This window comes from Mesorhizobium sp. M8A.F.Ca.ET.165.01.1.1 (assembly GCF_004792065.1).
Taxonomy (GTDB): domain Bacteria; phylum Pseudomonadota; class Alphaproteobacteria; order Rhizobiales; family Rhizobiaceae; genus Mesorhizobium.
Map to the genome: position 1 here is coordinate 71911 of NZ_SRTH01000008.1, position 17309 is coordinate 89219.

Annotated in this window: 15 protein-coding genes and 1 tRNA gene; 4 read left to right on the plus strand and 12 right to left on the minus strand. The window is 62.9% G+C overall.

Going from position 1 to position 17309, the window contains the following annotated elements:
- Positions 1 to 157: 157 nt before the first annotated feature.
- The 3 genes from EN808_RS21330 to EN808_RS21340 form a co-directional block, all read right to left on the minus strand.
- Positions 158 to 346 carry a DUF2158 domain-containing protein gene (locus EN808_RS21330; protein WP_127275157.1) on the minus strand — a complete coding sequence of 63 codons (189 nt, stop codon included), beginning with the start codon at positions 344 to 346 and terminating at the stop codon, positions 158 to 160.
- 148 nt (positions 347 to 494) lie between these two features.
- The gene (locus EN808_RS21335) at positions 495 to 704 is read right to left on the minus strand and encodes a hypothetical protein (RefSeq protein ID WP_127275158.1); all 210 of its coding nucleotides are present in this window, start codon (positions 702 to 704) and stop codon (positions 495 to 497) included.
- A gap of 249 nt (positions 705 to 953) precedes the next feature.
- Positions 954 to 1029: transfer RNA gene (locus EN808_RS21340), tRNA-Thr, on the minus strand.
- A 288-nt stretch (positions 1030 to 1317) separates the two neighbouring features.
- Between EN808_RS21340 and EN808_RS21345 the strand changes: the two genes are divergently transcribed.
- Positions 1318 to 2472 carry a hypothetical protein gene (locus EN808_RS21345; RefSeq protein ID WP_127870709.1) on the plus strand — a complete coding sequence of 385 codons (1155 nt, stop codon included), beginning with the start codon at positions 1318 to 1320 and terminating at the stop codon, positions 2470 to 2472.
- A gap of 36 nt (positions 2473 to 2508) precedes the next feature.
- Here EN808_RS21345 and EN808_RS21350 read toward each other — a convergent pair whose 3' ends face one another.
- The gene (locus EN808_RS21350) at positions 2509 to 4107 is read right to left on the minus strand and encodes a cisplatin damage response ATP-dependent DNA ligase (RefSeq protein ID WP_135916836.1); all 1599 of its coding nucleotides are present in this window, start codon (positions 4105 to 4107) and stop codon (positions 2509 to 2511) included.
- A 241-nt stretch (positions 4108 to 4348) separates the two neighbouring features.
- A complete protein-coding gene (locus EN808_RS21360) occupies positions 4349 to 5359 on the minus strand; it encodes a ligase-associated DNA damage response exonuclease (RefSeq protein WP_135916838.1) in 1011 nt (336 codons plus the stop codon).
- A gap of 152 nt (positions 5360 to 5511) precedes the next feature.
- Here EN808_RS21360 and EN808_RS21365 point away from each other — a divergent pair, with 152 nt between their 5' ends.
- The 3 genes from EN808_RS21365 to EN808_RS21375 all read left to right on the plus strand — a co-directional run bounded on the left by EN808_RS21365 (position 5512) and on the right by EN808_RS21375 (position 7450).
- Entirely contained in the window at positions 5512 to 6429 is a 918-nt protein-coding gene (locus EN808_RS21365; RefSeq protein ID WP_135916839.1) for a methyltransferase domain-containing protein, read from the plus strand.
- Positions 6430 to 6529: 100 nt separating this feature from the next.
- Positions 6530 to 6889: a hypothetical protein gene (locus tag EN808_RS21370; protein WP_135916840.1), complete on the plus strand. Its 360-nt coding sequence runs from the start codon at positions 6530 to 6532 to the stop codon at positions 6887 to 6889.
- A 33-nt stretch (positions 6890 to 6922) separates the two neighbouring features.
- Positions 6923 to 7450 (plus strand): AAA family ATPase, encoded by a 528-nt coding sequence (locus EN808_RS21375; RefSeq protein ID WP_135916841.1) that lies wholly within the window; start codon positions 6923 to 6925, stop codon positions 7448 to 7450.
- A 13-nt stretch (positions 7451 to 7463) separates the two neighbouring features.
- On the opposite strand, the gene EN808_RS21380 is transcribed toward EN808_RS21375, so the two are convergent.
- The 7 genes from EN808_RS21380 to EN808_RS21415 all read right to left on the minus strand — a co-directional run bounded on the left by EN808_RS21380 (position 7464) and on the right by EN808_RS21415 (position 17160).
- Positions 7464 to 8405, minus strand: a complete 942-nt coding sequence (locus tag EN808_RS21380; RefSeq protein WP_127278434.1) for a glyoxylate/hydroxypyruvate reductase A — start codon at positions 8403 to 8405, stop codon at positions 7464 to 7466.
- 30 nt (positions 8406 to 8435) lie between these two features.
- Positions 8436 to 10067 (minus strand): ABC transporter ATP-binding protein, encoded by a 1632-nt coding sequence (locus EN808_RS21385; protein ID WP_135916842.1) that lies wholly within the window; start codon positions 10065 to 10067, stop codon positions 8436 to 8438.
- Positions 10064 to 11209 (minus strand): ABC transporter permease, encoded by a 1146-nt coding sequence (locus EN808_RS21390; RefSeq protein WP_135916843.1) that lies wholly within the window; start codon positions 11207 to 11209, stop codon positions 10064 to 10066. Before EN808_RS21390 ends, EN808_RS21385 begins: the two co-directional genes overlap by 4 nt.
- Positions 11209 to 12303 carry a microcin C ABC transporter permease YejB gene (locus tag EN808_RS21395; RefSeq protein ID WP_135916844.1) on the minus strand — a complete coding sequence of 365 codons (1095 nt, stop codon included), beginning with the start codon at positions 12301 to 12303 and terminating at the stop codon, positions 11209 to 11211. The genes EN808_RS21390 and EN808_RS21395 overlap by 1 nt, the downstream gene beginning before the upstream one ends.
- 279 nt (positions 12304 to 12582) lie before the next feature.
- On the minus strand, positions 12583 to 14451 hold the full coding sequence (locus EN808_RS21405) for an extracellular solute-binding protein (RefSeq protein ID WP_135916846.1): 1869 nt from the start codon (positions 14449 to 14451) through the stop codon (positions 12583 to 12585).
- Positions 14452 to 14465: 14 nt separating this feature from the next.
- On the minus strand, positions 14466 to 16343 hold the full coding sequence (locus EN808_RS21410; protein ID WP_135916847.1) for an extracellular solute-binding protein: 1878 nt from the start codon (positions 16341 to 16343) through the stop codon (positions 14466 to 14468).
- Positions 16344 to 16512: 169 nt separating this feature from the next.
- The gene (locus EN808_RS21415) at positions 16513 to 17160 is read right to left on the minus strand and encodes a cytochrome c family protein (RefSeq protein WP_127870715.1); all 648 of its coding nucleotides are present in this window, start codon (positions 17158 to 17160) and stop codon (positions 16513 to 16515) included.
- Between the last annotated feature and the right edge of the window lie 149 nt (positions 17161 to 17309).

The window sequence follows — 17309 nt, forward strand, 5'->3', positions numbered from 1 at the left end:
CGCATGCCATGGCCCAATGCCAGGGTCACGCTTCAACCGTTAAACGCAGCGATCGGAGAAATCCGTCGGTCGCCGATGCCGATCACGCGCTTGCCGCAATGCCGGGCCTTGGCGGCGGCAGGAGAAGTGGCAAAGCACTTCGTCCGGCGCGTCTGGATTACGCCGAGTGATCGTCGGCTACCAGCTGATCCGATTTGAAGCCGGCATGCTGAGGGGTCCACACATCGCCCTCTTTATTGAACCAGTGGCACAGATACATGCCGGAAGCGGCGCCATCGCTGACCGTCATCTTCGGGCCTCCCGACTTCAGCTTGACGACGTCTCCGGTCTTGAAAGTGTTGGGCATTTGGACCTCCCATGCTGACACCTGACATTTCATACCAAAACCGGTGTCCCGACAATGGCATACGGGTCTTTTGGGCCACTGTCTCATGCGGCAACGCGGGGGGCATCGCGGACGGCGCCCTCGGGGCGAAGCGGGCGGCCTCCGCGGATCAGTCCGCCTCGATCACACGCCGGGCCGGCTTCCTGACCGGCTCCCGTTGGCGCGCAGGCGGAGGCTTGTCCGCCAAGGCCTCCTGCTGCAGTCTCTGCTCCCTCAGGCGGGCTGTCTTGGCGTCCCTGGCGTGGCGCTCGGCATCCAGCACCAGCCTCGCCTCACGGTCCGCTCTTGCCAGCTTTTCCTTGTCGACACGCCTTGGCAATTTAAAACCTCCTGTCCGTGGAACCATCGGCAGGAAATGTGCGACCCAAGCGTCTGTTCCAAAAAACAGGCGCCTGTTTCAAAAAAATAGAAATGCGATATCCATCATTTGTTGTTGAGATTTGAAAATGCCGGACCGCGCGGTTGTCAGCGCGTTTCTGGGCGTTGGACCGACCGGCAAAAGGCAAAAGGCCGGAATTCGGGCCAACTTCCGCGCACCCAAGCCGCTTCGACCATTGGTTTGAAAAACTGGTGCCGCTTAGGTGACTCGAACACCTGACCCCATCATTACGAATGATGTGCTCTACCAACTGAGCTAAAGCGGCCCGGGAGGCCAAGGCCTCCAAGATGGGCAGGGTGATAGACTCAACCGGCCGCGAATTCAAGATGCGACTTGGCAAATCATGCAAGCGTCCCGCCGCGATCGAAACCGGGGCTCCAGCGCCCTTGCATGCCGGAATCGCCGACATATTCCGATTTTGTTTGCCGGAACATCGCGAAGATGGACTTTGGACGGCCCGTCAAGGCAGAATGCGGCTGCCCGCCCGTTGATTGATTGGTCGCCTGCCGCTAACCATCATGAAAGCTTGTGGCAATTAGCAGAGGGATCTCGCTTGGACGCGATCGAAAAAGCGATCCGGAACGCCTTGGAAAAGGGCAACGCCGAGGACCGCGCGTTCCGCGAGAGGGTCTATCGCTCGGCCTTCGCCGCGCTCGACCGTGCGCTCCAGGCCAATCCCGGCGTGACCGTGGAAGTCGCCATCAAGCGCCGCAAGGCTATCCAGGCGAAAATCACCGAAATCGAATCCGAGTACCTGCCGGCGGTGCCTGGCGTTGCCCCGCGGATCGACGCGATCGACGCGCCGGCGGGCGAGGTCGAGGCCGATGCAGCGCCGGCGGTCGAGGCCAGCCCGAGGGTGCCATCGCCCGCTGCCTCCGTCGACGCCCCCGTGCAGCCCGCTTCCGATGCACCGCGCTCGCGCGTGCTGCCGGTCGTTCCCGACATCATGCCGGATGCGACCCTGCCCGGTGCGCCGACCATCGACATGTCGGCTCCCGCCGCGCCAGGAGCCGCGACGGAAGTGGCGCCAGACCGCGATGAGCGGCGCATTCGCGGACGTCGCCTGCCGCTGACCGCCATTTTCTTCACGGTGACGCTGCTCGCGGCGGTTGGCATCGGCCTGTTTTTCGCCATGCAGACCGGTGTGTTCAAGTCGGCGGCCGAGCTCAATACCGCGCCGCCGGAAGCACCGCCGACCGTCGAGGACGACGATTTCACCCCGGCCGACGGCGCCAACGCCCCGGCAAAGCCCGGTGCCGCGGATCAGTCGCACGACTGGATCAATGTGTTTTCGCCGACCGACCCGAGCCATGTCGCCGCGCCGTCGGACGCCAAGGCCGAGGTGATGAAGGACGACAGCGGGCCGTTCCTGCGCATCCAGTCCGGCGCCTCCGGCTCGGCGATCGCCTTCGACGTCGGGCAGGGCGTGCTGGAAAAACTCGCCGGCAAGCACGCCGTGTTCGACATCATCGCCCGGGCCGAGGACGGCAAGGACACGCAGATCTCCGTCGACTGCAATTTCGGCGAACTCGGCGACTGCGGCCGCAAGCGTTACGCGGTCGGCCAGCAGAAAAACGAATATCTGTTCGACGTGAAGTTTCCCGACAAGCATCCGGGTTCGGCCGGAACCATCGCCGTCAATTCCGATTTCGACAAGCAGGGCAAGGCGGTCAACGTCTATGAGATTCGCGTCTCGATCGAGCCTTGAATTGAATCGTTGCGACCGACATACCGGCGGTGCCTATCAGTCGAGCAGCGCCTGCAGGGTTTCTATGCGGTCGGCCTCGTTGGCCGGCTTGTCCCAGCGCAGCCGTGAAATTCTGGGGAAACGCATGGCCACACCCGATTTGTGCCGAGTCGAGCGGTTGAGCCCCTCGAAGGCGACTTCCAGCACCAGGCCATTGTCACGGTCGGCGCGCACCGAGCGCACCGGTCCGAAGCGCTCGACCGTGTTGTCGCGGACATATTTGTCGATCTGCTTCAGCTCTACGTCGGTGAAGCCGAAATAGGCCTTGCCGACCGGCACCAGCTCCTCCGCGCCCTCGGTCCCGGACCAGACGCCGAACGTGTAGTCCGAATAGAAACTCGAACGCTTGCCGTGGCCACGCTGGGCATACATCAGCACGGCGTCCACCGTGTGCGGGTCGCGCTTCCATTTGAACCACGGCCCCTTCGGCCGACCGGCGACATAGGGCGAATCCCAGCGCTTCAGCATCACCCCTTCGATGATCGGATGCGGCGGCGCGCGGCGCAGGTCCTCGAGCGCCTGCCAGTCCGCGAAGTCGACGAAGGGGGAGAGATCGAAGCGGCTGGGGTCGAGCGTCCCGATGAAGGCTTCCAGGCGGCCGCGCCGCTCGCGGAAGGACAGTGGGCGCAGATCCTCTTCACCAACCTGCAGCAGGTCGTAGCAGCGCATGAAGGCCGGATATTGCTGCTGCATCTTCGGTGTCACCGTCTTGCGGTTCAGCCGCTGCTGCAAGTCCGAGAAGGTTCCCGTCGCCTCGCGCGGATCGCCGACAAGCAATTCGCCGTCGAGTACGGCGGAAAAGTGCATGGCGTCGGCGAGGTCTGGAAAGGCGCCCGAGACATCGTCGCCGGTGCGCGAATAGAGCCGGCGGATGCCGCCTTCGGCCACCGCCTGGACACGGATCCCGTCCCATTTCCATTCCGCCGCATAGTCGGCGGGATCGAGCTTTTCGAGATCGCCGTCGCCGACCGGGTTCGACAGCATGACCGGGCGAAACAGCGCCAGCGCCGTGTTGCGCGGTTTTTCGGCCTTGCCTTCCAGCCAGGCGAACAGTGCCGTGTAGGGCGGCGACAGCCCATGCCAGAGCTCCTCGATCTCGGCGACGTCGACGTTGCCGAAATCGGCCAGCGCCTGTTTGGCCAGCCGCGCCGAGACGCCGATGCGCAGCCCGCCGGTGACCAGCTTGATGATGGCGAAGCGCGCCGAGATGCCGGCGCTGTCGAGCAGCCCCGTCAGCACCTTCGGCCCGTCGGAGCGGCTTGCCGCCTGTAGCTTCGCCACCACCTCGCCAAGCGTCGGCTCGCGGTTGGCGATCCTGCCAGGCGGTTGGGGCCATACCAGCGACACCGTCTCGGCGAGGTCGCCGACATAGTCGTAGGAATAGCCGAACAGCACCGGGTCCATGCGTTCGGTGACCAGCGTGCGCAGCATGGCCGGCTTGACGGCGGCAATTTTGAGATCGCCGGTGATCGCGGCCAGCGCCAGGCCACGGTCGGGATCCTCGACGCTGCGGAAATAGTCGGTCAAAAGCGTCAGCTTGCCGTTGCGCGACGGCGTCAGCACCAGGCGGTCGAGAAGTTCGGCGAAGCGGTTCATGGGGAGGGAAACCTCGCCAATCGGCAGGCGTCGCGTCCCGTCGCGTCCCCCTCTGTCCTGCCGGACATCTCCCCCACGAGGGGGGAGATTGGCAGATGCGATGCCGGCTCATCTCCCCCAACATCAACGATTGGCGAAAGCCGGCGTAACATCTGATCTCCCCACAAGTGGGGGAGATGGCCGGCAGGCCAGAGGGGGGCGCCGTAGGGCTCGTCAGGGACAATTGGCGAACTGTATTGCATCAATCGCCCTCGTCCTCATAGCCCACCAGATGCAGTGGCCTGGCCGCTATCCCTTCCAATTCGCACCAGCGCACCAGAGCTTCCTCGCGGCCGTGCGTGACCCAGATTTCCTCGGCGCCGGTCTCCTTGATGGTGGCGGTGAGTTCGTCCCAGTCGGCATGGTCCGAGATGATCAGCGGCAGCTCGACGCCGCCTTGCTTGGCGCGCTGGCGGATGCGCATCCAGCCCGACGCGAAGCATGAGATCGGGTCGGGAAAGCGCCGCGCCCAGCGGTCGGCGAAGGCCGATGGCGGGCCGACCACGATGGCGCCGGCGAAATCCTGCTTGCCGCCGCTCTCCACCGTCGCCGGCTCGAGTTCGCCGAGGTCGATGCCCTGGCTCTGGTAATATTCGCTGAGCCTGGCCAGCGCGCCATGGATGTAGAGCGGCTTGTCGTAACCGGCGTCGCGCAACAGTCGCATCACCCGTTGTGCCTTGCCGAGCGCATAGGCTCCGACCAGATGCGAGCGCTCCGGGAATTGCGCTGCCGATTTCAGCAGCCGGGCGACCTCTTCCGTATCGGGCGGATGGCGAAACACCGGCAGACCGAAGGTCGCCTCGGTGATGAAGACGTCGCAGCGGATCGGCTCGAACGGCGCGCAGGTCGCATCCTTCTGACGCTTGTAGTCGCCGGAGGCGACGATACGCCTGCCCTGGTGCTCGACCGCTATCTGCGCCGACCCCAGCACATGACCGGCGGGGTGGAAGCTGACGCTGACGCCGTCGAGGGCAATCGTCTCGCCGAGCGTGGCTGCCTGCGTCGTCCCGGCAAAATCCTCGCCGTAGCGCAATGCCATGATGTCGAGCGTCTGCTGTGTCGCGAGCACCGAGCCGTGGCCGGAACGCGCATGGTCGGAATGGCCGTGCGTGATCAGCGCCCGGTTCACCGGCCGTACCGGGTCGATGAAGAAATCGCCCGGCGGGCAGTAGAGGCCCTCGGGCCGGGGATGAAGCAGGTCGCTGGCGCGCATGACCCTCAAGATAGGATATAATTCCGCCGCGGGAAGCCGGTTGCCCGAGACTGCTGACTCGCCGGGCAAAGCCTGCTCAATTCGGTTCAGCTTCGGCGTGCTTTGCTCTACAGAGATGGGCGGCCGGCTACCCTGCCGGTGGAACCATCATCATGAAACCGCTTCAGACCTCGTCGGGCGACCCGAACGCCGATCGCCGTGCAGACTATGCCGAAATGCTCTTTGTCTCCGGCGATCACACTGCGGCGGCCGAGTTGCTGCTCGGCGCGCTGGAACTGGCGCCGCAATGGGCAATGGGCTGGTTTCGCCTCGGCGAGATGCAGGAGGCATCAGGCAGGCTCGACCTTGCGGCGCAGGCCTGGACGACGTCGCTGAAACTCGATCCGGCCGATCGCCAGGGCGCGGTGCTCAAACTGCAGCTGATCGGCAAAGGTCCGGCCTCCACCGCGCCGCCCAGCGCCTTTGTCGAGACGTTGTTCGACCACTATGCCGAGACATTCGAGGAGACGCTGGTCGGCAAGCTCGACTACCGGCTGCCCGAGGTGCTCGACGCTGCCATCCGCAAGGCAAGGCCGGGCCGCTTCCGCCTGGCGCTCGACCTGGGTTGCGGCACCGGACTGATGGGCGAGAGGCTGAGGCCGATCGTCGACCGGCTGGAGGGGGTCGATATGTCGGCAAGGATGCTGAGGAAGGCGCGGGCAAAAAATATCTATGACGCGCTGACAAAAGCGGATTTGCAGGATTTTTCCTATTCGGGCGGCAAGGCCGATCTGGTGACGTCAGCCGACGTGCTGATTTACATCGGCGGGCTCGAAGGTTTGGTGGCAGCGGTCGCCGGCCTGCTCGCCGAGGGCGGCCTGTTTGCCTTTTCCGTCGAGAGCCTCGTGGATGGCGGCGACTTCGCGCTGCAGCCGTCGCGGCGCTACGCCCATTCGGATGGCTATGTCGGACGGACCCTCGAGGCCAACGGTCTCTCGATCGTCGCGCTGGAACCGACAACCATCCGCTGGGATCGCCGAGAGCCTGTCAAAGGCCTGGCCGTCGTGGCACGGAAAGCTCAGGCCGTGTGAGGCCAGCTCTTTGCACTGCTGCGAAAAAGTCCGATTTGCGTGCGCGACTGATATTTGCGATCTGGTCGCATCAGGGCGGGATACCAGGAGGAGCAGTTCGATGCGCTGGAACATGATGATCTTGGCGTCTTGCCTGGCAACCACCGGCTGCGTTGGCAATTCAGCGTCCGAGCGGCAGGATGCCAACGTCGAATCCTCGCTGCAATATGACAGCGTGCCATGCGATCAGTTGCTGGCGCAGCGCAACGGATTGGCGCAGCAATACAATCTCCCGACGACCGCGAAGCCGACCTTCTCCAATCCCGCCATGGGCTTCGGTCCGTTCACGCCCGACATGCGCTCCAAGGCCCAGCGCGACAGCGACAAGGCGTCGGGCGAGATCGATGCCATGAACCGGTCCATCGACCGCCGCGACTGCGGCAAGCCGGACAAGCAGAAGAAGTTCGCTCTGCCTGGCTGATGATCCAACCGTCCATTAGCAAGGCTCCGTCCGGTGAACCTCTCGGACCTCGGCGACCGCATCTGTATCCTTGGGCCGTCCAACAGCGGCAAGTCGACGCTCGCCGACGCGATCTCGCGCAAGCGTGGCCTGACACCCATTCATCTCGATCTGCTCTTTCACCTGCCCCACACGGATTGGGTGCAGCGTCCGAGGGACGAGTTCATTGCCTTGCATGAGGCCGCGATCGCCGGCGAGCGGTGGGTGATGGACGGAAACTACTCGGTTTGCATGCCGCAACGCTTCCGGCGCGCGACGGGATTGATCCTGCTGGACATCTCCACCTCCGCAAGTCTGCTGCGCTATTTCAGGCGAACCCTGTTCGAGAGGGACAGGCGCGGTGGCTTGGCAGGCGGGCGCGACAGCATCAAATGGGACATGATCCACCACATCGCCGTGACCACGCCGAAAAATCGCCGGAGATACCGGACAATGTTCGAGCAGATCGATCTGCCGAAGCTGCAACTGTCGTCGGTCCGGGCAATCAAGGAATGCTTCCGGGAGTGGGACTTGCCCAGATGAGGGTAACGCCCTGCTAATATCCCGCCTTGCGGTCCACCAGATTGTCGAGCTTTTCGCCGCGCTCGAAAGCATCCATCTGGCGCAGCATGGTCGGTGCCAGGTGCACGGGATCGGAGGTCGCCGCGGCATGCGGCGTCACGAACACTTTCGGATGGGTCCACAGCGGGCTGGTCTTGGGCAGCGGTTCGACCTCGAACACGTCGAGGCTCGCTTCCTTCAGCGTGCCGTCGTCCAACGCCCGTATGATGTCGGCGTCCTTCTGCAGACGTCCACGCCCGGCATTGATCAGCACCGAGCCGCCAAGGCCGTTGCGCTTGCGCAACTCCTTCAGCACGCCGTAATTGATGATGCCTTGCGTGTCTGGAGTAAGCGGCAGAAGCACCACCAGAATGTCGGTGGCATTGAGGAATGGGATGAGGCCTGCTTCGCCGGAATAGGTCGCCACGCCCTTCATCGGCCGGTCGCTGCGCGACCAGCCATTGACCGCGAAGCCGAGTGACAGAAGCACCGAGGCCGCAGCCCGGCCGAGACTGCCGAGACCCATGATCCCGACGGAAATGTCCCCGGCCGGCCGCTGCAGCGGTTCGTGCCAGGTCTTCTTCAACTGCTGCGACCGGTAGAGCAGGCCCTGGCGGTGATGGTCGAGAACCCGCCAGACGACGTACTCGGTCATGTACTGCGTGAGGTTGTCGGCGACGACCTTGACGATCGGAACGTCGGGCAGGCCGGGGTCGGCGAAGATATGGTCGACGCCGGCGCCGATCGAGAAGATGGCGCGCAGATTGGGCAGCGACGACATCAAATTGGGCTTGTGCTTCCACACCACCGCATAGGTGATCGAAGGATCCTTGGCGCCGTCCGGCTCCAGCACCACCTCGCGCTCGGCCGACAAGAGGTCGCGCCAGCGTTGCGGATGAAAGCCGGTGACGGCTAGCAGGATACGGCCTTTTTCCATCGCGGTTCGTTCAATCCTTCCTTGTGCGGATCACTCGCTGACCGCGCCTGTCGGAGCCGTCTCGATCTTGAAGGCTGCCGAGATCAGCGCCCGAGTATAGTCGGTTTGCGGATTTCCAAAAATCTGTTCGGAAGGGCCGGCTTCGACGATCTGGCCGTTGCGCATGACGATGACGTCATTGGCCAGCGCCCGGATGACCTTGAGGTCATGGCTGATGAAGAGATAGGCGAGGTCGTGCTTGGCCTGCAAATTGCGCAGGAGATCGACGACCTGCGCCTGCACGCTCATGTCGAGCGCCGATGTCGGCTCGTCCAGCATGACGAAGCGCGGGTTGAGCACCATGGCGCGGGCGATGGCAACACGCTGGCGCTGGCCGCCGGAAAATTCGTGCGGATAGCGGTTGCGGGTCGCCGGGTCGAGGCCGACTTCGTTCAGCACGGCGGCGACCTTGTCGTCGCGCTCGTCGGGCGACAGTTTCGGCTCGTGGATCTTCAGGCCTTCCTCGATGATCTCGGCGATCGACATACGCGGGCTGAGCGAACCGAACGGATCCTGAAAGACGATCTGCAGTTCGCGTCTGAGCGGCCGCATGGCGTTGAAGGTGAGCTTGTTGATGTCGCGGCCGTTGAACTGAATGGTTCCGGTCGACGAGATCATGCGCGCCAGCGCCAGGCCGAGCGTCGTCTTGCCGGAACCCGACTCTCCGACCACGCCGAGTGTCTGGCCGGCGCGCACCGTGACATCGATGCCGTCGACCGCCTTCACATGATCGACCGTGCGCCGGAAGAAGCCCTGCTTGATCGGGAACCACACCTTGATGTCCTTCCCGGTCATGACAGGCTTGGCGTCGGCATTGGCGGCCGGCGGCTTGCCTTTCGGCTCGGCGGCCAGAAGGTGGCGCGTATAGGGGTGCTGCGGGTTGGCGAAGATGTCCTTGGTCGGCCCGGTCTCGACGATCTTGCCCTTGGTCATCACGCAGACCCGGTCGGCGATCTTGCGCACGATGCCGAGGTCATGGGTGATGAACAGCATCGACATGCCCTTGCGGCTTTTGAGGCCCGCGAGCAGTTCGAGGATCTGTGCCTGCACCGTGACGTCGAGCGCCGTCGTCGGCTCGTCGGCGATCAGCAGTTCCGGCTCGTTGGCGAGAGCCATGGCGATCATGACGCGCTGGCGCTGGCCGCCCGAAAGCTGATGCGGATAGGCGTCGAGCCGCTTTTGCGGATCGCGAATGCCGACTTCGTTGAGCAGGGCCAGCGTGCGCGCCTTGGCCGGACGGTCGCCCATGCCCTGATGCAGCTTCAGGATTTCGACGATCTGATGCTCGATCGTGTGCAACGGATTGAGCGAGGTCATCGGCTCCTGAAAGATCATGGTGATCTTGTTGCCGCGCACCTGGCGCAATTGCTTCTCGCTCATGGCCAAGAGGTCGGCGCCCTGGAACAGGATCTTGCCCGACGGATGGCTGGCGCTGGGGTAGGGCAGCAGCTTCAGCACCGACAGCGCCGAGACCGATTTGCCGGAGCCGGATTCGCCGACCAGCGCCACCGTCTCGCCCCTGGCGATGTCGAACGAGATGTGGTCGACGGCAACGGACTGGCCGCCGCCCTGGCTGAAGGCGACGCTGAGGTCCTGCACGCTGAGCAAGGGCGCTCCGCTCATTTGAACGTCTTGCGCGGATCGAAGGCATCGCGCGTCGCCTCGCCGACAAAAACCAGCAGCGACAGCATCAGCGAGATGACGACGAAACCGGATATGCCGAGCCAAGGCGCGTTGAGGTTGCGCTGCGCCTGCTTGAGCAATTCGCCGAGCGAGGCCGAACCCGGCGGCAGGCCGAAGCCGAGATAATCGAGCGAGGTCAGCGTCGAGATCGATCCGCTCAGCAAAAAGGGCAGGAAGGTCAATGTCGCCACCATGGCGTTGGGCAGCAGATGCCGGAACATGATGGTGCGGTTGGGTACGCCGAGCGCGCGCGCCGCGTTGACATATTCGAAGTTGCGGGCGCGCAGGAACTCCGCCCGCACCACCCCGACCAGCGCCACCCAGGAGAACAACAGCATAAGGCCGAGCAGGATGAAGAAGCCCGGCGGCAGGATGGCGGCGACGATGAGCAGCAGATAGAGCACCGGAATGGCCGACCAGATCTCGATGAAGCGCTGGAACAGCAGATCCGTCCAGCCGCCGAAATAGCCTTGCAAGGCACCAGCCCCAACGCCGATGAGAGCCGAGCCGGCGGTCAGGATCAGGCCGAACAGCACCGAAATGCGGAAGCCGTAGATGACGCGCGCCAGCACGTCGCGTGCCTGGTCGTCGGTGCCGAGCCAGTTCCAGTTGCCGACATTGCAGGCTGGGTCATCGGCTCCTTGCGGATACTGGTTGCAGCGCGTCTTGGCGTCGTATTGCCAGGACGGCTTGGCGGGTGCCGCTTCCGGGATGGCGTTGTTGACGGTCTGGTAGGAATAGCGGATCGGCGGCCAGATCATCCAGCCATGGGCATTGATTTCGTCCTGGATCACCGGGTCGCGGTAATCCGTGACCGCATAGAAGCCGCCGAATTTTTCTTCGGGGTAAGCGACCATCACCGGAAACAGGAATTCGCCCTTGTAGGAAGCGATGATCGGCTTGTCGTTGGCGATGAATTCGGCAAACAGCGACAGCACGAACAGGATGAGGAAGATCCATAGCGACCAGTAGCCGCGCCGGTTGGCCTTGAAATTCTGCAGGCGGCGCTTGTTGAGCGGCGACAGGAACGGCCGTGGGAGCCGCTCCGGCAAGACACCGGCGGTAACGCTTGCCTCCGACATCAGACGTCTCTCCGCTCGAAATCGATGCGCGGATCGACCCAGGTGTACATCAGGTCGGACAGGAGCCCGATGAACAGGCCAAGAAGCGAGAAGATGTAGAGGTTGGCGAACACCACGGGATAGTCGCGCTCGACCACCGACCGGAAGCCGAGCAGGCCGAGCCCGTCGAGGGAGAAGATATTCTCGATCAGCAGCGAGCCGGTGAAGAAGGCCGAGATGAAGGCACCGGGGAAGCCGGCGATGACGATCAGCATGGCATTGCGGAAGACGTGGCCGTAAAGCACCTGCCGTTCCGACAGGCCCTTGGCGCGCGCCGTCACCACATACTGCTTGCGGATTTCCTCCAGGAACGAGTTCTTGGTCAAAAGCGTCGTCGTGGCGAAAGCCGACAGCACCAGCGCCGTCAGCGGCAAGGCCATGTGCCAGGCATAGTCGGCGATCTTGGCCGGCCACGACAACTGATCCCAATTGTCGGAGACAATGCCGCGCAACGGGAACCAGTCCCAGAACGAGCCGCCGGCAAACAGCACCATCAGAAGAATGCCGAACAGGAAGCCCGGAATGGCATAGCCGACAATGACGACGCCGCTGGTCCAGACGTCGAAGGGGGTGCCGTCCCTGACCGCCTTGCGGATGCCGAGCGGGATCGAGATCAGATAGGACAATAACGTGATCCAGAGCCCGATCGAAATCGAAACGGGCATTTTCTCAAGGATCAGGTCGAGCACCGAAATATCGCGGAAATAGCTGTTGCCGAAATCGAACCGGGCATAATTCCACAGCATCATGCCGAAGCGCTCGAGCGGCGGCTTGTCGAAGCCGAACTGCTTCTCCAGCTTCTTGATGAATTCCGGGTCGAGGCCCTGGGCGCCGCGATATTTCGAGCTGACGTCGCCGGCAGCGTCGAAATTGGAACCGCCCGCATCGCCGCCGCCACCGCCGAGGCGGTCGCTGCCGCCCTGGTTGGTCAGCTTGGCGATGACCTGCTCGACCGGGCCGCCAGGCGCGAACTGGATGACGGCGAAGGATATCGCCATGATGCCGAACAGCGTCGGAATCATCAAAAGGATGCGGCGCAGTATATAGGCGCCCATCAGATGGTATCCTCCTCAGGGAGAGCCACCGTGTCCGGCGGCACCCCCAAGGCAGTCGCTTCAGGCCAATTGTCGACGCCGGCGCCGCCCCTCATTGTCCTGCCGGACATTTCTCCCCGTTTAGGGACGGGGAGAAAGGGGCTGGCCATGATCTCGGCGCTCTTATCGCGACGCTTGTAGTTGGCGAAATCACTGATCAGAGCACCCCTCTCCCCGTCACTATACGGGGAGAGGATGCCTGCAGGCAGGTGAGGGGCAGCGCCAACGCCCGCAAGAAATTCAGCCTTTGCCAATTTTTGCCGCCTTGCCCTTATCGAACCACCACAGCGCCTCGACCGGAAAGCCGAAATCGGGCTTTTGCTCGACAAAGCCGAACATGTCCCAATAGGCGACGCGGTGATTCGCCAGATAGTATGTTGGAATCCAGTCTAGCCGCGCGCGCAAGACCCGGTCGAGCGCTCTCAGCGCCGTGACGAGTTCTGCGCGGCTTTGCGCCTTGCCGGCCGCCACGATCAGCGCGTCGATGGCCTTGCTTTTCGTGCCCGGATAATTGCGCTGCCCCGGTGTGTCAGCCATCCGGGAATCATAGAGCATTTCCAGCCCGTCATCAGTCGGCGTCGCTCCGATCGACCAATGGAGCATGTTGAGATCGAAGTCGAAATCGCTCTGCCGCTGTTCATATTGCGCTGAATCGACTTGCCTGATCGATGCGTCAATTCCGATCGCCTTCATATTCTCGGACCACGGAGTGTAGATGCGAACGATGCCGTCATCCTCCGCCAGCATTTCAACCCGCAGCCGCTCACCCTTGTCGTTGACGAGGAAACTGCCCGCGCGCTTCCAGCCGGCTTGCGCAAGCAACCGCGAAGCCTCGCCCAGCTGCTTGCGGTCATGGCTCGAACCGTCGGAGAGGGGCTGCGTTACGGCTTCACCAAAGACCTCTGGCGGCAACTCGGCTCGGAACGGCTCCAGCAGGGCCAATTCCTCAGGCGAGGGCAGGCCTTCGGCTTTGTAATCCGACCGTTCGAAATTCGATTGAGCGCGTTCGTAAGAGCCGTAAAACAACGCCCGCTTCATCCACTCGAAATCGAAGCATCTGGCGATCGCTCGTCGCACCCGTTCGTCGCGAAATTGCGGGCGACGTTGGTTAAGCGCGACGCCCTGCATGTCCGGCGTCTTTTCGCCGGGAAATTCCCGTTTGACGACCTTGCCGTCCTTCAACGCTGGAAAGTCGTATCCGGTCGCCCAGACACGCGCGGTGAATTCCTCGCGAAAATGCGTATCGCCCTTTTTGAAGGCCTCGAATGCCGCCTGCCGGTCGAGATAGAAGTCGATGCGGATACGGTCGAAATTGTACAGACCGCGGTTCACCGGGAGATCGCGGCCCCAATAGTCGGCCACGCGGTCATATTCGACAGTCTGTCCGGCCGCGACGCGTCCGATCCTGTAGGGCCCCGAGCCAAGCGGCGGTGTCATCGTTGAGGCATCGAAATTGTTGGCCGTATAAAAGGCCTTGGACACGATCGGCATTCCGACGACCGCCAGGATGTTTTGCGCCGACTGTTCGCCATTGAAGGTCAGGGCAAGGGTGACGGGATCGACCGCGACCGCCTCCGTCATATGCCGCAGCGCCTTGGAAAGGTTCGGGTGGCCTTGGTCCTTGTACAGCTTCAGCGCGGAGGCGACGTCTTCGGCGGACAGCGGCGAGCCGTCATGGAAACGCGCTTGCGGCCGAAGCGCGAAGCGGAAGCCGTTGCGGTCTTGCGACAGCGTGACGGACTCGGCGAGCAGGCCGTAGACCGCATCCGGCTCATCGAGCGCGCTTGCCATCAGGGAATCGAAGCAGAGTTCGGCGCGCGGCGGCGCCTCTCCTTTCAACACCAGGAAATTCAGTGTGTTGAAAGTCAGGAAGCTCTGATTGAGGGTTGCGCTGGGCGGCGTGAAATTCATCTGGCCGCCCTTGGGAGCGTCCGGATTGACATAGTCGAAATGCGCAAAATCCGGTCTGTATTTGAGGTCGCCGAAGGCCGACAGGCCGTGCAGCTTGATCCCGGTGGCAATGTTTGCGAAAGCCCTGCCTGGCAGCAACGCGGCGGCAGCGGCAGCTGCGCCAAGAGCGAGAAAGTCGCGACGGGGCAGGGCCGTCATCGATTGCCGCCCCATCAATTACCGCCTTTGTATTTGGCCGCCAGCGCCTTTTCCTTGTCGAGATCGACCCACCAGGAATCGATATCGGCGCCGACATAGGCAGGCTGCTTGTCGGGGAACTTGAACTTGTTCCAATAGGCCAGCCAGACGGCGGAACGGTAATATTGCGGCACCACGTAGAAGTTCCACAGCAGGATGCGGTCGAGTGCGTGGGTGGCGGCGACGAGATCATCGCGATCGGTGGCGAAGATGATGCGATCGACCAGCGCATCGACGATAGGATCCTTGATGCCCATCAGGTTGCGCGAACCGGGCGCGTCGGCGGCCTTGGAACTCCAGAAATCGCGCTGCTCGTTGCCAGGCGACTCCGACTGGCCGAACAGACCCGTCACGACATCGAAATCGAAATGGTTCACACGGTTGATGTACTGCGTCTGATCGATGATGCGCAGGGTAGCGTCGACGCCGATCTTGCGCAGGTTGGCAATGTAGGGGCTGGCGATCACCTGGTCTGTGTCGTTCCAGCCGAGGATCTCGAACTTGAACGGTGCGCCTGTCTTGGCGTTGACCATCTTGCCGCCCTTGATGACCCATCCGGCCTTGGCGAAGAGATCGACGGCCTGCTTCAGATACTTCCGTTCCGCTTGCGGCGAATCGTAGACAGGCAGCTTGAACTCCTGAGTGAAGAGTTCCGGCGGCAGCTTGTCGCGGTATTTTTCCAGGATCTCCAGCTCCTTGCCCTGCGGCAATCCGCTGGACGCCAGTTCGGTACCCTGGAAATAGCTCGATGTGCGGGTATTGAAGCCGAAGAACAGCGTGCGATTCATGCTCTCGAAATCGAATGGTATGGTCAGTGCTTCGCGGACCAGCCGATCCTGGAACAGCGGCCGCCTCTGGTTGAGAACAAAGCCTTGCATCGGCTGTGGCGACTGTGTCTGGAAGTCCTTCTTGATGACGTCGCCTGCCTGAATGGCCGGGAAATTATAGGCCGTCGCCCATTTGCGAGAACTGTATTCGCGGTTGATGTCTTCCAGCCCACCTTTCGTGAACGCAAGCCAGGCGGCATTGTCGTCGAGGATGTAGGTGTATCGGCGCGTGTCGAAATTCTCGCGGCCGATCTTTACCGGCAGCTTAGCCGCCCAATAGTCCGGCACGCGCTGCCAGACGATTTCCGAACCGGGTTTGAAGCTGGCGATCTTGTAGGCGGCCGAGCCGAGCGGGATTTCCAGCGTCGGCTTGGTGACATCGCGCTTCTTGCCGCTGGCATCGGTGCCCTCCCACCAGTGTTTCGGCAGCACGGCAAGGTCGCCCATGATCTTGGGCAGTTCCCGGTTGCCCTTCTGGTTGAAATGGAATTCGACCTCGCGATCGGAGATGGCGACCGCATCGGTGACGTTCTCGAAATAGCGGCTGTATTGCGGGCTGTTGGCCTTCAGCACCTGGAACGACCAAATCACATCGTCGACGGTGATCGGCTGGCCATCATGCCATTTGGCGCGCTGGTCGAGCCGGTAAGTCGCCGAGGAATAGTCAGCCGGGTATTTGTAGGCGTCGGCGATCAGGGGATGGCTGACGCTGCCCTCATCGGTCGCCTGTTCCATCAGCGTGTCGTAGAGCAGGCCGCCGCCGAAGCCGACAAGACCCGCGGCAGGCGATCCCTGGACGACATAGGGGTTGAAGCTGTCATAAGTGCCGAGCAGCACCGAATTCAGCGTGCCGCCCTTGGGCGCGTTCGGATTGACGTAGTCATAGTGCTGGAAATTGTCGCCGTATTTGGATTGGCCGATCAGCGATGAGGTTGTCCGCCACTCGTCGGCCCGGGTCGTCTGCAACCCTGCCACCAGCAGGGCCGCCGCCAGCAGCGACTTGAGAAGCGTTCGGCCAACCGTCATGCACTCTCCCTTTCGCGATGCGTGCCAGATCATCCAGAAGGGCGATCCTAGATGATTTGACGCTCGTGAAAACCGCAATGCGCCGGCTTTGTCGCCGCACCGCGCATTTTCCCAACAAAAAAGCCGGGCTGAACCCGGCTTTTTCAAGGACGTCGAGATGACAATCCGGTTATTTTGCCGGCGCTGCCGGAGCGGCCGGCGCCGCGGGCTTGGCCGGTGCGGCGCCGTCAGCCGGCTTGGCGGGCGCGGAGGCGTCAGCAGCGGCGCCCGGTGCCGGCAGCGGCTTGGGATTGTCCGACAGTGTGCGCAGATAAGCGATGACGTTGGCGCGGTCCTCGTCCTTGGGCAGGCCGGCAAAGCCCATGGCCGTGCCCTTCACGAATTTCTTCGGCGAAGTGATGAAGTGGTTGATGTTGTCGTAGGTCCACTTCTCTGTGCCGCCCTTGGAGAATTCCTTCATGCCGGCCGAATAGGCGAAGCCTTCATGCTCGGCGACAGGGCGATCGACGAGATCCCACAGATCCGGGCCGACCTTGTTGGGGCCGCCCTTTTCGCCTGAATGGCAGGCCTGGCACTTCTTGAAGACGGCAGCACCGGCCTCGACATTGGCGGTCGCCAAGAGGTCGGCGATCGGCTTGGCTTCGGCGGCTGGAGCGGCAGCGCCGCCTTCGGCGGGCTCCGCGGCCTCGATGGCGAAGCCGGGCTTTTCCGGCGCCGGCGAGGCAAACAGCGCGTCCGACACAATGCCGACCGAGAAGACGACGAAAACGGTTCCGAGCAATCCGGCGAGCAGCTTGTTGACTTCGTTGGAATCCATACGCCCCTTGCTCCCTTTTCCGGCGGACCGAACCGTCCACTCCGTCCGTCGGTATCGAGACCTGCCCTCCAGGGCCGGTCAAATCGGGCGGAAACTAGGTCTTTTGCTCCAGCGTTGCAACACCTATAAGGGCGCTGCCAGTGAGACCT

Coding starts and splice junctions, on each gene's coding strand:
- EN808_RS21330 (WP_127275157.1), bottom strand. CDS start 346: ATGCCCAACACTTTCAAGACCGGAGACGTCGTCAAGCTGAAGTCGGGA.
- EN808_RS21350 (WP_135916836.1), bottom strand. CDS start 4,107: ATGAACCGCTTCGCCGAACTTCTCGACCGCCTGGTGCTGACGCCGTCG.
- EN808_RS21360 (WP_135916838.1), bottom strand. CDS start 5,359: ATGCGCGCCAGCGACCTGCTTCATCCCCGGCCCGAGGGCCTCTACTGC.
- EN808_RS21365 (WP_135916839.1), top strand. CDS start 5,512: ATGAAACCGCTTCAGACCTCGTCGGGCGACCCGAACGCCGATCGCCGT.
- EN808_RS21370 (WP_135916840.1), top strand. CDS start 6,530: ATGCGCTGGAACATGATGATCTTGGCGTCTTGCCTGGCAACCACCGGC.
- EN808_RS21380 (WP_127278434.1), bottom strand. CDS start 8,405: ATGGAAAAAGGCCGTATCCTGCTAGCCGTCACCGGCTTTCATCCGCAA.
- EN808_RS21385 (WP_135916842.1), bottom strand. CDS start 10,067: ATGAGCGGAGCGCCCTTGCTCAGCGTGCAGGACCTCAGCGTCGCCTTC.
- EN808_RS21390 (WP_135916843.1), bottom strand. CDS start 11,209: ATGTCGGAGGCAAGCGTTACCGCCGGTGTCTTGCCGGAGCGGCTCCCA.
- EN808_RS21395 (WP_135916844.1), bottom strand. CDS start 12,303: ATGGGCGCCTATATACTGCGCCGCATCCTTTTGATGATTCCGACGCTG.
- EN808_RS21405 (WP_135916846.1), bottom strand. CDS start 14,451: ATGACGGCCCTGCCCCGTCGCGACTTTCTCGCTCTTGGCGCAGCTGCC.
- EN808_RS21410 (WP_135916847.1), bottom strand. CDS start 16,343: ATGACGGTTGGCCGAACGCTTCTCAAGTCGCTGCTGGCGGCGGCCCTG.
- EN808_RS21415 (WP_127870715.1), bottom strand. CDS start 17,160: ATGGATTCCAACGAAGTCAACAAGCTGCTCGCCGGATTGCTCGGAACC.